At 47.5% G+C, this 15,154-nt stretch carries 12 protein-coding genes and 1 pseudogene; 7 read left to right on the top strand and 6 right to left on the bottom strand.

The window, feature by feature from the left end; all coding sequences use genetic code 11:
- Positions 1-29: 29 nt before the first annotated feature.
- Both bioD and LEPBO_RS0108600 read right to left on the bottom strand, forming a co-directional pair.
- The gene (gene bioD, locus LEPBO_RS0108605; RefSeq protein ID WP_017287149.1) at positions 30-716 is read right to left on the bottom strand and encodes a dethiobiotin synthase; all 687 of its coding nucleotides are present in this window, start codon (positions 714-716) and stop codon (positions 30-32) included.
- A gap of 6 nt (positions 717-722) precedes the next feature.
- On the bottom strand, positions 723-2,579 hold the full coding sequence (locus LEPBO_RS0108600; RefSeq protein ID WP_017287148.1) for a serine/threonine-protein kinase: 1,857 nt from the start codon (positions 2,577-2,579) through the stop codon (positions 723-725).
- Positions 2,580-2,728: 149 nt separating this feature from the next.
- Between LEPBO_RS0108600 and LEPBO_RS0108595 the strand changes: the two genes are divergently transcribed.
- From LEPBO_RS0108595 to LEPBO_RS0108585, 3 genes are all read left to right on the top strand, one after another.
- A complete protein-coding gene (locus LEPBO_RS0108595) occupies positions 2,729-3,955 on the top strand; it encodes an FIST signal transduction protein (RefSeq protein WP_017287147.1) in 1,227 nt (408 codons plus the stop codon).
- 65 nt (positions 3,956-4,020) lie between these two features.
- Positions 4,021-5,514: a sensor histidine kinase gene (locus tag LEPBO_RS45035; protein WP_017287146.1), complete on the top strand. Its 1,494-nt coding sequence runs from the start codon at positions 4,021-4,023 to the stop codon at positions 5,512-5,514.
- A gap of 36 nt (positions 5,515-5,550) precedes the next feature.
- Positions 5,551-6,333, top strand: a complete 783-nt coding sequence (locus LEPBO_RS0108585; protein WP_036045515.1) for an MOSC domain-containing protein — start codon at positions 5,551-5,553, stop codon at positions 6,331-6,333.
- On the opposite strand, the gene LEPBO_RS0108580 is transcribed toward LEPBO_RS0108585, so the two are convergent.
- Positions 6,313-7,131: a hypothetical protein gene (locus LEPBO_RS0108580; protein ID WP_017287144.1), complete on the bottom strand. Its 819-nt coding sequence runs from the start codon at positions 7,129-7,131 to the stop codon at positions 6,313-6,315. The genes LEPBO_RS0108585 and LEPBO_RS0108580 overlap by 21 nt on opposite strands.
- 248 nt (positions 7,132-7,379) lie before the next feature.
- Positions 7,380-9,815 (bottom strand): TIR domain-containing protein, encoded by a 2,436-nt coding sequence (locus LEPBO_RS0108575; RefSeq protein WP_026148506.1) that lies wholly within the window; start codon positions 9,813-9,815, stop codon positions 7,380-7,382.
- A gap of 184 nt (positions 9,816-9,999) precedes the next feature.
- Here LEPBO_RS0108575 and LEPBO_RS0108570 point away from each other — a divergent pair, with 184 nt between their 5' ends.
- Positions 10,000-10,377, top strand: coding sequence for a GIY-YIG nuclease family protein (locus LEPBO_RS0108570; RefSeq protein WP_017287142.1), 378 nt, complete (start codon positions 10,000-10,002; stop codon positions 10,375-10,377).
- Entirely contained in the window at positions 10,374-10,592 is a 219-nt protein-coding gene (locus tag LEPBO_RS0108565; RefSeq protein ID WP_017287141.1) for a hypothetical protein, read from the top strand. The genes LEPBO_RS0108570 and LEPBO_RS0108565 overlap by 4 nt, the downstream gene beginning before the upstream one ends.
- A gap of 11 nt (positions 10,593-10,603) precedes the next feature.
- Here the strand turns inward: LEPBO_RS0108565 and LEPBO_RS36505 are convergent.
- A pseudogene (locus LEPBO_RS36505) lies at positions 10,604-11,161 on the bottom strand (Uma2 family endonuclease).
- An 84-nt stretch (positions 11,162-11,245) separates the two neighbouring features.
- On the bottom strand, positions 11,246-12,901 hold the full coding sequence (locus LEPBO_RS0108555; protein ID WP_017287138.1) for an ABC1 kinase family protein: 1,656 nt from the start codon (positions 12,899-12,901) through the stop codon (positions 11,246-11,248).
- 230 nt (positions 12,902-13,131) lie between these two features.
- On the opposite strand from LEPBO_RS0108555, the gene LEPBO_RS0108550 reads away from it, so the two are divergent.
- Complete coding sequence (locus tag LEPBO_RS0108550) at positions 13,132-13,611, top strand: hypothetical protein (RefSeq protein ID WP_017287137.1); 480 nt, start codon at positions 13,132-13,134, stop codon at positions 13,609-13,611.
- Positions 13,612-13,765: 154 nt separating this feature from the next.
- Entirely contained in the window at positions 13,766-15,091 is a 1,326-nt protein-coding gene (locus tag LEPBO_RS0108545; protein ID WP_017287136.1) for a PQQ-dependent sugar dehydrogenase, read from the top strand.
- The last annotated feature ends 63 nt before the right edge of the window (positions 15,092-15,154 follow it).

The raw sequence follows: 15,154 nt of genomic DNA, 5'->3' as shown, positions 1-15,154 counted from the left end.
AAAATTAATACAGTTGACTAGCAGTTTTACTAAAGCGCTTCCGGTATCAATCGCTCCAAATCCAAATCTGCTGCAATCTGAGCTAGCTTCTCAACATCGGTTGGATCAGCTAAATGCGGAATCAACCCCAGCACAGGCAGTCCTGTTAATCGCTGAATCAAGCTCACCGATGCCCAATTCTCGATTTCTTCGATCGAAGTCGATCGAATACAGTTCAGCACAATTCCGCGCAGATGCACCTTCATTTGACGCGCCAAAGCCACATTCGCCACCGCTTGCCCGATCGCTCCCAACTTCACCGGAACAACCAGCACCGCAGGTAAATGCCAATCCCACGCCCAATCTGCCACGGTTGTACTGTGCGTCACGGGCGAACCTAATCCACCCAACGCTTCAACCAGGACAAAATCTCGCTGACTTCGCAACGTCTCAAACGCCTGCCAAACTGGCTCAAGCTGAACCTGCCTGCCTTCTAGATCCGCCGCGATCGGAGGGGCAAGCGGCGCTGTAAAATGCAGCGGATTCAGCAATTCTGGTGGCTGATCTAACTGAAATAACTGACCATACGTTTCGCGATCGCCGATTCCCGTCTGCAAAGGTTTCATGACGCCGAGCGATCGCGATCGACAATACTTTTGCCAATATGCAATTAAAGCAGTCGTCAGTACCGTTTTCCCGGCATCCGTATCGGTTCCGGTGATCAAGAGTGCATTCACAATTCGTTATCCTTGGACATCAACAGTCAGCGTGAACTCCGCTGGAGCATCACTCGTCACATCAACTTGATAGCTTCCGCCTTTCGGTACAATCGCACTCCATCGCTGTAAATTCGTTGCATCTTCAACCGGGCTACCATCTGGATACCGTACCGTAAATCGTGTCCCCGGAGTAAGGGTCAAGGCTAAAGATTGCTTAGCACGAACATTGATGAGATAGCGACGAGTCGTGAGGGCATCGACTCTTTCACTCACCTTCGTTCCAGTCTGACCTTGTGGAATTTCAATCACGGCTTCCACAATGCTTGGACTTGCCGTTGGAGAGGGAGACGGTGAAGGGCTAGGGGCTGGCGTTTGCAGATTGACGTTGAGCTTGAAATCGCTCTTAGGAATCCCTTTTACGGTTCTCAATTGAATGATGTAATCCCCCGTAAACGGGAGTTCTCCTGCCCAATTCGAGACACGATTTGATGCACTATCGACTGGATCGCGATTCGGGGCTAAAACGCTTAATAGCACACCTTCTCCACCGCCCAAACTTGCATTCAACTGCTGCCCTTGATTAGCGGGAACAATAAAATTGAGAGTCTCATTCGATTTTAATGTTCCACTGCGAGTCGCTGCACCTTGAACAAAATCAAGTCGCTGACTATACGTGACCGGATCAGGACTCGGAGTTGTAGTCGGAGAAGGTTTTGGAGTCGCAGTTTTAGTTGGACTTGGAGACGGAGTCGTTGGGATTGGAGTCGGAGACGCGATCGGGGCAGGAGTCATCAAAGCACGGGTGATAGTCCAAGCTCCCAGTCCTGTCAGCAGCACTAGCCCAGTTCCGATCGCAAGCACCGCCCACGGATCATCCCAAAGCGAACTTCTCGATGGAATCGAAGGATCATTGCGATTTTGCAAACTCGTCGGCGCAACCGTCGTACTATCGCGCCGACCCACTGCCAAGGTTTCTGCTCTAGAGACATTCGTCGGTGGCTGCGCCTGAGTGGGCGGAGGGGTCGCTGGCAGCGGAGCCATCGTTGCCGGACTTTGTAGAACTTGCAAGACTTCGGTTGCAGATTGATAGCGATCGCTGACTCGATAACTCAGCATTCGATTCAGCACCTGTCCAAACGTTGGCTCTAAATTGACGAATCGCTGCCAACGCCAAGTCATCGTATTTTCGTCGAAGAGATCCTGCGGTTCGCGTCCCGTGAGTAAAACAACAGCGGTGACTGCCAACGCATATAAATCGCTATTCGGGTAGGCTCGACCCGTCTGCATTTGTTCGGTCGGAGCATAGCCGAGCTTGCCAACCGTCGTATGCTGTTTGACCGTATCTTGTGCCTGAATGCGAGTCGCAAGATCTTTGACCACGCCAAAATCGATCAAGACGGGCAGCTTATCGTGATCACGCAGAATGATATTGTCCGGCGCAATATCTCGGTGAATAATCCCTTTGCCGTGAATATATGCCAACACAGGTAAAACCTGCTTCACAAGCTGCGTGACTTCTGCTTCTGAAAAAACATACCCGCGCGATTTGCGTTCATCTAACAGCGATCGATAGGTTTGCCCTTCGACATAATCTTGCACAATAAAAAATCGCTGATCCTGCTCAAACGTCGCACGAAACTGCGGAATCTGAGGATGCTGAATTTGGTAAAGCGTTTGGGCTTCGCGCTGAAATAATTCTTTGGATTTCTCTAGCGCGTAAGGATTATCTTGAGGCGGCGTTAATTCTTTAATCGCACAAGCTTCGTTAAATCGTCCTTGATCTTCGGCAAGATAGGTGCGACCAAACCCTCCCTGTCCCAACACGCTGAGAATCCGATAGCGACTTTGTAAAACAGTAGCTGGGGGAATAGGTGGCTGCATGGTCGATTCCGATACGCACAAGGATAAAGGGCAATTCTATAGAACCGGAGTTCCAAGTATTTACTTATAGCGTATAGCAGCCATTTTGGGTTAGCGGTGAAATATGAAGCTGAGTTTCGTTTTTTGTTTGTAGAAAGAGACGATCGGGCATGTTAGAAACTGAAGTTTTTCAACACTCTGCAATGGGAACTCAAGCTGGAGTTGGAATGAGTCATCTTCGCAATGTGACTCAAGCAGCAAAAGAGGCTGTTCAAAAAGCGATGACTGCTGCGAATATCACACAGCCAGATTTCGTTTTTCTCTTCGCCTCGCTTGGATATCACCAACAGAAATTAGTACAAGTCGTGCGGCAAGAGACAGGCAATTGCCCGCTGGCAGGATGCTCTGGGCAAGGCGTGATTGTCCAGAATGAAGCCGATGAATCGAATTTTTCAGTTGCCGTGATGGTGATCCAGTCCGATGAACTCCGCTTTACGAATCGCTACGCCGTCGGACTCAAAGAGCAGCCAACCGAAACAGGTCAAACGATCGCCAGTAAATTGCTGATGGATTTTAGCGAACAAGCTCAAGCCATGTTTCTCTTCACCGATGGCATTACGGTGAACTTCGATCGCTTGATGACCGGGATTGAATCAGAATTTGCTCAGCAGGGTTACACTGTTCCGCCGATTTTAGGAGGCGCAGCGGGCAGCGATATCGAAATGAAAGCAACCTATCAGTATTGTGATGATCAAGTCATTTCAGATGGTGTAGTTGCCACGTTGCTCTCTGGAGATTGCCAAGTGATTTGGGCACTCAATCATGGCTGTGTTCCGATCGGTCAAGAGCGAAAAATTACCCGCGCCCAAGGCAATAAGATTTTTGAAATTGATCATCAGCCTGTGTTTGAGGTGCTGCGTGAGTATCTCACAGAAGAAGAAATTCAAGCCTGGGATCGCACAATCGTTGCCTTCTGTTTCGGGTTAAAAGCTCCGAATTATGCTCAAGATCACGATGAGTTTGTGATTCGCTACTTGCCGAGCAAAGACGATGTTGCCGGATCTGTAACGCTGCAAACTGACGTTGTAGAAGGAAGTAGTATTTGGATTACTCGCCGCGATCCGGAGAAGATTGCTCAAGGCATTGATACGATCGCCGAACACTTAAACACTCAACTGCAAGCCCAATCCGCGAAGTTGATTTTCCAATTCGACTGTTATGGACGTGGAAAATCTGTGCTGGGGGAATTAGAAAAACAACGGCTTGAGCAGAAACTCCAGCAACAGGTCGGCACTTCTCTCCCTTGGATTGGGCTATATACGCATGGTGAGATCGCTCCGATCAAAGGCAGAAACGGATTTCACAATTACACATTAGTCTTAGCTGCCATTTACTAGACGATCGATCACTAGATGGTCTGCTCAAGAACGGCTTTGAAACTTGCTCTATATCCCAAACTGCTATGGTTCCTGCCACGTCTCTCGATGCTGAAATTGCCCATCTGCGCGCTGAAAATCAACGGCTCTCCGAACAGGTCAAACGTCTCGTGCGTGCAGAGCGCCGGATGATCGAATCTCAAGATCGACTCGATGGGCAAATCAGCCTCTACCGTCAACTCAATGAAATTGGGAAACGGGTGAGCCAGTCTTTTTCAATTAGCGGAATTTTGCAGGAAATTCTCCAGTTTATTGTTTACGATCGCAATTTTCAGCGCTGTTTAATTTTGCAGCGTCAGCATGAGCAATTTCAGTTGGTGCAACACGAAGGCTATTACGAAGACGATAACATCGTCGATTCGCTGGCGCTAGATTTGCACCACCCTGCTTTTCAAGCATTTGTCTCGAATCAGCTGATCGGTCTGATCGACAGTCCGAATCCAGCGCTTCGAGATCTGGGCGATCGCATTGGCATGGATGAGTTTATCGGCTTTATGATCGCAGAGTCTGAGTTCTTAATTTTACTAGGCAATGCCCGGGAGCGAGCCAAATATCATCACCGGATTCAAAGCGATGACGATGCAATTTTAGGCTTGATCAATTTGATGCAGACAATCCAATCTGCTATTAGTCAAGCGAATCTCTATACTCAGATTCGCGATCGCGCCGAGGCTCTAGAACAGACTCTACAAGAACTCCAGCACACCCAAAGCCAACTGATCCAAAGCGAAAAAATGTCGAGCTTGGGACAGTTAGTTGCTGGCGTTGCGCATGAAATTAACAACCCCGTTAGTTTCATTTATGGCAATATTTCGCATGCCAGTGCGTACGCAGCCGATCTGATTGAATTGGTCAAACTCTATCGCAAGGCTACCGATGCTGAATTGATTCAAGAGAAAGAAGAGGAGATTGATTTAGAGTTTCTGATGGAAGACTTGCCGAAGTTGCTCACATCAATGACGATTGGAGCCGATCGGATTAGAGAAATTGTCGCTTCGTTGAAGATTTTTTCTCGCATGGATGAGCCAGACTGTAAAGCCGTCGATCTTCAGGCTGGGATCGACAGTACATTGATGATTTTGAAACATCGACTCAAAGCAACTCCAGATCGAAAAGCCATCACTATTGTCACAAACTACGCCGATTTGCCTTTGATCGAATGTTTTGCAGGGCAACTCAATCAGGTGTTCATGAATCTTTTGAGTAATGCGATCGATGCTTTAGAAGAGTTGTGTGAGCAAGATTCTAGCTTTTCACCTCGCATCGAAATTACTACAGAGATGATCGAGAGTACGGTGAGAATTTGCATCCATGACAATGGTTCTGGAATTCCAGAATCGATTCAGTCTAAACTATTCGATCCTTTCTTTACAACCAAACCTGTCGGAAAAGGGACAGGCTTGGGGCTTTCGATTAGTCACCAGATTGTCACAGAGCGGCATCACGGCAGTTTGGAGTGTATTTCTAATCCGATTCACGGAACAGAATTTATCATTACGATTCCAGTCAAGCCAGCTTAAATCTTGGCAAACTGGATGCAGTATTTTACGAATCCTATGCCGAAGCTGACCCATCTCCTGATTTATCCGATCAAATCTCTCGATGGCATCGCTGTAGATCACGCCAAGATTTTGCCCGGTGGCGCATTAGAGCACGATCGAGAATTTTGTATCGTTGATCGTGCCAATAAAATCGTGAATGGCAAACGAACTGCGGCAATTCATCAGATTCGATCGACGTTTGATCTCAAAGCCCGGATTGTCACGCTTGCGATTCAGAACGAGCAACCTGTCAGTTTCCATCTCGATCACGGTCGCAGGGGGATTGAAGGCTGGTTGAGCGATTATTTTGGCTTTTCGGTGACGTTGAAACAAGATCTCACGACCGGATTTCCCGATGATTCAGCTTCCCCTGGGCCGACTCTGATCAGCACAGCAACATTAGAACGCGCCGCATCATGGTTTTCAGACATCACCGTTGAGGAAATGCGATCGCGACTCCGCACCAATTTAGAACTCGGGGATGTCGCTGCTTTTTGGGAAGAGCGATTGTATTCAACCGATGAAACGCCTGTCCGATTTCAAATCGGGGAGGTCGAGCTACAAGGCATCAATCCCTGTCAACGCTGCATTGTTCCCACTCGGGATGCACGTTCAGGCGAAGCTTATCCTCAGTTTCAGAAGACGTTTATGCTTCAGCGCCGAGCAGAATTTCCCGCTTGGGCAGATGAGACTCGATTTACTCATTACTACCGCATGGCAATCAATACAAGAATTGCGCCAACTGAAGCGGGGAAAATTCTAAGAATTGGGGATATCTTATCTTGCGGGTCGAGTTGATCCGGCAACGACATTCAATCGTTGTGTCACCATTGTCATTCCACCATGCCGTACCAAAACGGCTGAAATCCACTGCGCGCCAGCTTGATTCGGGGCTTTGCCAATCTTAAACAGTCCACCCGAATTCAGCACATCCAGATCAGCCGTTGCAGGCTTCAGATACCCTGCCGAATTCACCGCTTCTTGCACGACTGTACCTAGCAGTAGGTCGTTTTCGAGGGGTTCTTGGACGATCGCATCAAAGCTAAACTCCTGTCCTACCCGCACCTGATCAGGCAGACTAACATTGACAGAAGGTGGCTTATCTCCGGTTGTAATTAGATTTTTTTCAGACAGAATCTCTTGTTTAACGATTTTTTGATTCTGAAATTGCTGCCGCGATCGCAAGGTTGCATCCAGTTTCACTTGCTGTCCGTTTTGCGCTTGCGTTCCAGTAATCCGAGTGACCGTTTCTGCTTGAAACCCGTTACTACTCGGTTGCCAAGACTGCAATTCGGTCTTGTACGTTAAGTTGGAATACTGCTTCCAAAGTTGTGTCAAAGATTGCTCTAAGCTCTGACGATTTAGCCCGTCGGAATGCGTAAAGTTTGGGCTATAAAACTGAAGTACGGCTTGTGCATTTCTGCTATTTGCAGCGGCATCAATTTTTGATAAAACTTGTTTGAGTTCTGCGGGCGCGGTTTCGGGAGTGGCAGCCGTGGCTCGATCGCTGAGTTGAGCGCTGGCGATCGTCAAACTCAATCCGAGAAAAAATAGGATTTGCCAAGACCGAAGACGCAATAGGGCAGAAAGTCTCATAGATTACTCTCAAAGGCAATGGAAAAGCTTCTAATCACTATACACGCGATGTCGAAAATCATCTGGATCTAGGGTGATAAGAATCATTTTGGTCGCGCTCATGCGTGGATATGTAACGTGCGATAAACTTCTACGCTTTTCTGGGTGCTACGCGAATATTTGAACTGTGTTGCAAGGGATGAAGTAAGATCGTGATTCGATCACACAATGATTCCTAACCTCAACCAAAAATAGTTCTTTCTTATTCCCTACTCCCTAATCTCATCCCTTCCATACATCTCCGGAAAACGTTCTTGAAGCGTGGCAATGGGTAACAGCAGATTATCTTCAATTCCTTGACGCACTGACACACTGCCAGCGCCCTCATGTTTCAGTAGTTCGACTAGAAATTTGTTTGCATCATAGTATCGGCGTAGAGCCTGTTTCTGCGCTTCAGTAAACTGCCAATTGTGCCCGATATTGCGATGCTTGATCGTGACCTGACGCAATGCTTCAGCCCAAGCCTGCCCATTGCTGTGCCACCAAGACATTGACGCTTGACAGTTCTGAGTAGAAAACCCTTCTGGTAGTTGCGATTTAAGCTGTTGAAGCTTAAGCGCTAATTCGGAATTGGGAACACGAGCCAGAACACGGTATAGATCACAGTCAAGGTTAAGGTCGAGAACACGAGCAAGATCAAGGTCAAGATTGAGGTCAAAATCGAGGTCAAGGTCAAGATCAAGAAGACGGGCAAGGGTGTGGCTACGGGGGCGGTAGAGAGTGCGGTAGAGATTGGGATCGCAGACGAGATCAAAGTAAAACGCTCGAATCGCAACAGGTTTATGTGATGTATCAATCAATTCAGTCTTTTCGCGAACCCAGTTCAGAAATTCCTGTATTTTGTCATCCTGCACAAGAGTATTATCGATTGCCTGTTTCATCAATTTGAGCAATCTATCTGCTGGTTGAGACTTGACAAGTTGCTTCAGCACTTCTTGCCATCTAGAATGTGCAATCCTCTGAGCAAGCTGCTCAGAAGAAAGTTGAGTCAGCCATCGAACTGTGAAGTGTTCCTGGAAGGTGAGATGAGAGAATGACCATAATTCATCAGCTCTTTCGACGAGTAATCCATGCTGTGCCTCGATTGCTCTCAATACAGCTTCTCCTTCTTGTACATTGGAAAGTTTGAGGATTTGAGCAATTTGAATTGCCAAATCTTTCTGCTCAAATAAAACGAAGTTCTCTGGATTCTCAAATTTCCATGCTGCAATTTCGGTGAGAAGTCGCTCTTTCTGCTCAAGCTCTAGTTTCCTATACACTTCATTGCCAACTTCCCATCTAGAAATCTCCTTACGATCGTTCCATTTCTCCAACAGCAACCGAATACCCTTTTCATAGAGCAAAGCCGTCTGGGTAGGCAATTCTCCTGAATCCTGAAACACCCAACACATCAAACTCAACAGCACAGGCGTTACGGTCAGTTCTTTCAAGGCTGGATTCGCTTCTATGGCATCTGAAAATTCTTGCCACTGCTGTGCGATCTCGCTCTCGGTCAGCCCACTCGCACAAACCCAATTCTCCACAAATGTCTTGGCCTGTTCCGAGTTAAAGTCTGCGACCTCTACGGAAGCAAAGCCTTGCGGGATCGTTTCAATAATTTGCGTCCGGCAAGTTAGCGTGAACCGATTGCCCTCATGTTTTGGTTCTTGAGCAAGATCACACACCTGATCTTGCACATTACGTCGAAAGCTACTGGTCGGGACTTCATCAAGTCCATCCATCAAAACCAGGAGTTTCCCTTGCACTAATAGCTTTTGCGTTTGCTGAGGGTCTAGCGCTAATTGCTCCGAAATCGCATCTAATAAATTCCATTCCTCAGATTGAATCTGCCGTAGTTCAATTAAAACTGGAATTAAGTCTGGCTGAAATTTACCCTTACTGCAATCCACCGCCAAATGCTTGAGAAAAGTTGTTTTCCCTGCCCCCGGTTTCCCTAAAATCAGCAATCGAGTGTTTTCATGTGCAACTGCCATTCCCTCATTGCGCTTAATGCGATCGCCCAATCCTAATCGATCGTTCCGCAAATCAAACTTCTCCAACATCTTGTCTTCTGAAACCAGAAACGTTCGAGGAGAGCGATTCAACAACCACACATCCACATAAAGCTGATCGACCGTAATCTCAGTTTGGTTCAATAGTTGAATCGTGCTGTATTGAGAGAGAATCTTTTGGCAACAGCGCGCTCGAATTTCTTCAACCCATTGCTTCATCTCCGCCGCGACTTTTCGGATACTCTTGACAATTTGCGTCCATACTTCGTCTTCCCATTTGTTAACAGGCTTAATGCCTCCACCTGTCACAATTGGAAGTCCTTGGAGTTTGCCAAAAGGTGCAGATTCCCAATCACAAGAGCGCAAAACAATCGGAATCACGCGAGCCACTTTTTTATCATGAAGCTCGATCGCTCTCTTCATCTCTCTTTCGTAGCAGTAATCAGAAGCAAGAAAATCGGAACTAACCAGCAGTAAGATTAGGTCTGCCTTATCCAAATTGCTGTCAATTTCTTTTGCCCATTCAGTTCCCGGTTTGATTTCGCGATCGTGCCAAGCCTCAATGACACCTTGACGTTTCAAGAGACTGAGGTGATTGTCGAACTTTTCGCGCAGGCTCTCATCTTTGTGGGCATAGGAGATAAAAAGCTTCATGGGTCGGAACTGCATTAAGCGATCGAGAAAGCAAGGGCAAACGACTCTCTCTTCCCAATTTAGTCAATCCTAAGTCTTTTGGTTCAACTCAGGAAAAACCACGTGATCGCACATCTTCCGAAAAATTCATCACTTCTCAGATAAAATCAGCGCTGTTACAGATCAACAGCACACGACTTTTAGAATGACCCGCGATCGCAATGAGATTCAGCAGGAAGCACAGCTAATTCTCGATACACTTGCCTTTACGCCTTTTGAAAACTGCATCCCTTTGAGTCGTGAATTTGACGATATCCCTTCTCGCCTAGGATTGTATGCTTTCAGACATCAAACAGAGGGATTGCTGTATATCGGCAAAGCAAAGAATCTTAGAGATCGATTGAAAGGAGGACACAAAGCCTATCTATGGGGATGGCTCGATCGTTATGATCCAGATCAGGTGCGGATCGCTTATCAGGTCATTCAGCAATGGCAAAGACCAGGGTTATCATATGAGCTAGAGACGCTCATTCTGCAAGCTACGAATCCACCCTATAACGTGATGATTCCAAGAGAGCTATGAATCCGACCTTAAGTAAACAGCATCTTTCAGCAGAATCGGTTCAGCAGATCTTAGAAGATATGCCTGATTATGTGAAAGCTGCCCTAATCAAGAAAACAACTGAATTAGATTGCCCAATCGAAGCCGTTGTTGAGATGGCGATCGCGTCCTTTCTAGATGAAGAAGCATTTAGTTTTGAGGACTGCTTGTTGGCTCAGCGATCGCAAACGACTTAAAGGACTTGGCATCAATCCTCTACAAATCGATCAATCTGCAACATAAACCCTGGTAAAACAGCTTCACCAGGAAATTGCGTCGGCAGCGATCGCACTTCTCTCAGTTGTCCTTGACGATAGATTTCAATTTCTTGATTCTGAGGATTCACCATCAAACCCAACTGAACACCACTCGTCATATACTCCTGCATCTTTTCCTGCAATGTCTCCAAGCTGTCAGTTCGCGATCGCAGTTCCAAGACAAAATCAGGTGCAATTGGAGGAAATTTCTGACGCTGTTCAGCAGTCAGAGTTTGCCAGCGCGATCACTCAACCCACGCCGCATCAGGAGAGCGAGCGCCCCCTTCTGGCAGCTTAAACATCGTTGAAGAACTGAACACTTCTCCGAGTCCAGTTTGACGATTCCAAATGATCAAGTCAGCAATATAGCTCGCTTCTCGTCTTCCGCTATCACCGCCAACTGGAGACGTAAGAATCAAAGCTGCTTTCGCATCTCGTTCGATCGTTAAGTCAGGATTGCTCATACAAAGGAGATAAAACTGATCATCTGTAAAGTGAACCTGGCTCATGTCAATTTTGAGAGGAAGCGTCAGCGAAGCCATCATGTCGTTGCCAACAACTTTGGACATGCTTTGAATATAATCCAGATCTTTTTATCGCAAAGGCCCCGATCGCAGAATACTAATAATCAACCAAAGCCCCAAGAAACTCGCGGCTGCAAACAAGACATCACTCACCCAATAGACTTGACTCGACTGCGTATTCGCAGAAATAATCGCTGCACCCATAATCAATGAGCCAACAACAATACTAAAAGACACCCGATTCGCAGCAGAATCGACCGTGCGTCGTATTGGTTCTGCTTCTCGAATCGAAAAATTCCACTGCAAGGTTTCAGACGTGACGCGATCGAGCAATAACTCAACCTGCCGCGGAGATTGCAATGAGAGATTTTTCACATCCAACACCGTTCGCAACAAAGCAATTAACGGCGCTTCTCCAACAATCTGACGCTGAAAAACTTCCGTCATCATTGGGCGAATTTTATTGGGAATGTTGAAATTCGGATCGAGTGATCGAGCAATGCCTTCTAGGTTCGCGATCGCTTTCGCACATAGCCCCAAATTGCCGGGAACTCGCACCTTATTGTCTCGAACAATTTGCAGCACTTCGTAAACGAGCTTACTAAAGTTGACCTGCGAGATATTCAGACTATAGTACCGACGCAGTAACCGATCGAACTCGGTTTCGAGCTTGACTCGATTGATCGGTTGAATCGGGGGCGCAAGTTGCAGTACGAGTTGAGTACATCGTTGGGCATCCAGATTGACGATCGCGAGTACCAATTCCAAAATCAACTGCTGTGTTCTTGGATCGAGTCGTCCCACCATGCCGCAATCGAGCAATGCTACCCGCCCATCCTTGAGATAGAACACATTCCCAGGATGCGGATCAGCGTGGAAGAAGCCATCTAAGCAAATTTGCTGGAAGAACGCTCTGAGGAGTAACGTTGAAATTTCTTCTCGTCGCTGGAGATCGACGACACCTTCAGCAGCACTGATGGGCGGAAATGCAGAGAGTACCGCCACACCATCTAGCCATTCCATCGCAACGAGTTTATCGGTTGTATATTCCCAATAAATCTGAGGAACCACAAGCTGAGAGGCATCAAACCAGCGAGTCCCGCTCAAATTCTGTCTCAGTTGATCGGTATATCGAGCTTCTTGAGTAAAATCGAGCTCGTTTCGTAGCGCTTCCGCGAATTCTTCAGCGATCGCCACAATATCGTAGTACTGTCCAAAATCCGTCTGAGCAACCAGTCTTGCCATCAAACGAATCAGCGCAATATCTTGTTCTACAACCGCTGAGAGTCCTGGACGTTGAACTTTGAGCGCAACGGCTCGTCCATCTTTGAGAACAGCGTAATGCGTTTGAGCGATCGAACCCGCTGCAACGGGCGTGTAGTTCACCGAGGCAAAGACTTCTTCTAGGGGCTGACTAAATTGTTTTCGCAGCACGACTTCAATTTCTGCCCAATCCACCGGAGGAACTTCTGCTTGCAGCGTGGACAGAGCATCAATATATTCCGCAGGCAAGAGATCAGGACGAGTGCTCAGCAGTTGCCCGAGCTTCACATACACGGGCCCCAAATCGACCAAAATATTGCGCAACACAGCCGGGGGAGGCAATTTTGGCTCGTCAACTTTTCCCCCGGTCAAGAGCCGCCGCATAAAATCCCATCCGTTCCGAAGCACTACTTCTAAGATTTCACCTTGGCGCGAACTGGTTTGGACAAGTCTGGAAAACATAGAAGCAATTCCAACAATTAATGCAAAACGGCATCAGAACAGTGACTTAAAACTAACGTAGATCTCCACCGTTCAGCCATCCTCTTCCGGGGGAAAACTGAGGAGCGAAATCCGTCAATCGAATGATCGGCAACCCGATAGCCCCGATTGCAAGAAAAACAGTTAGGCTATGAATACTGTGATTGAAGTTGCCTCGCCCTTCAATTTTTTAAGCTTTTTCGGAGGCGCGCATGAATCGATTTTGGAGTGTTGCAAGCAAAGTTGCTGGAAGCCTATTTCTCTGCGGAGGTGGCGTGATCTCGATCGCGCTTTCTCTGTCGATTTTGGCATTCCAACCTCCAACCTGGGCATTTACAATTCTCTTGATTCTGCTGGTATTTTTTGGGCTGACTCCCAGTGCGATCGGAGGACTTTTACTCTATGCCAGTTCTAAAGCGCATCGCCATGCCATTCGCGATCGCTTTTTCCAACTGTTGCGGATCAAGCAGGGCAGGATTTCACTGCTCGATTTCTCCAGAGCCACCCGCCTCGAACCGGAAATTGCGCGCCGACATCTCGATCTTTGGGCACGCGAATACGACGCGAATTTTGAAGTGAGTGATGCGGGTGAAGTGTACTACGTGTTCTCAACCGAGCAGTTGCATCTGCCGGAGAGCCAGCCGTTTGAAGTAATTCGTCAAGTCGTGCGCGATACCTGGCGATCGCTGTAACTCCTAGCCCTCAAAATATTCAGACTTCAGTTCCCGAACTCATAAAATTGATCCGGTCAGCGTTAGCGCTTCCTGATAGTGAGCCTCTCGGAAGGTGTTAAATTCGATTTCTATCTGTACTCTAGAAATCAAGTTGCACTGTCCCGACGCTTCCATGTCTAACCGTTTTCCTCAGATCGCTTGGCTGTTTTTTGCGATCGCTGCCTTGAGTTCCTGTCATTCATCGAATCCGAATGTCGAGCGCGATCGAGAACCCCAAGTTGCCCAAGCTTCATCTTCTAGCGCTCCAATTCGGACAGAAATTCTGAACCCCCAACCGATCCGAATTGATGTCGATCAACTTCCTCAACCCAACGCCACACAAAGCGCCTCAAAACCACCTGAAGTTGTTCCAATTCCTGAAAATCCAGTCTTACGGGTTCCTGTTGGCTTTACTGTCAATGTGTTTGCGGAAGGACTTGATCGACCGCGTTGGCTCGCCCTGACTCCAAACGGCGATGTTCTCGTCACCGAAACCCGTCGCAATCGAATTCTGCTGCTCCGAGATGCCAATAAGGATGGCGTTGCAGAAGTCCGCAAAACCTTTGCAACTGAAGAAAACGGGCTAAATTTACCGTTTGGAATGGCATTTGCCGAAGATGCGTTTTTTGTCGGCAATACTGATTCAGTCCTGAGATTTTCTGTGGCAAACGATCGCGTTCAAGGTCGGGGCACGAAGATCACAGAATTACCTGGACAAGGCTATAACCAACATTGGACGCGCAACGTGGTCACTTCTCCAGATGGACAAAAGCTTTATGTCTCCATCGGATCGCGCTCGAACGCTGATGAAGAACCGCTCCCGCGTGCCTCAATTCAAGTCATGAATTTAGATGGCAGCGATCGTCAAACCTTCGCCTCTGGGCTGCGTAATCCCGTCGGTCTAGATTTCAATCCGGCAACCGGAGCACTCTTTGCAACGGTCAACGAACGGGATCAAATCGGAGATGGCTTAGTGCCAGATTATCTGACGCAAGTACAAGCAGGCGAATTTTATGGATGGCCCTATGCCTATCTCGCACCCAATCGCCTCGACCCGCGCCATCTCAAGGACGGAAAAAGCACCCGCCCCGACCTCGTTGCGAAAACTCGTACGCCAGATGTTTTATTTGAAGCGCATTCGGCAGCATTAGGATTGCGATTCTATACGGGCAATACATTTCCCGATCGCTATCGCAACGGCGCATTTGTCGCCTTCCGAGGGTCTTGGAATCGCTCTCAGGGAACCGGATATAAGATTGTCTTCGTGCCGTTTAATGAAGGGCAATCGCAAGGGCAATACGAAGATTTTGTAACAGGGTTTCTCCTTGATCCCAGCATTCCAACAACTTGGGGTAGACCTGTCGGCTTACTCGTACTTAATGATGGCAGTCTGATTTTCACGGACGAAGCCAATAACAGAATCTACCGCATTCAGTACGCTCAAAAACAAGTGCAGTAGAAAGATAAAAAATGTGTCTCGGCTTCGCTGAATGCTCGATTCTAGAGTTCTCGCAGGGTGAGC

This window comes from Leptolyngbya boryana PCC 6306 (assembly GCF_000353285.1).
GTDB lineage: Bacteria > Cyanobacteriota > Cyanobacteriia > Leptolyngbyales > Leptolyngbyaceae > Leptolyngbya > Leptolyngbya boryana.
Note: the sequence above shows the minus strand (reverse complement) of the source record. Positions and strands in the feature narration are given on the sequence as shown.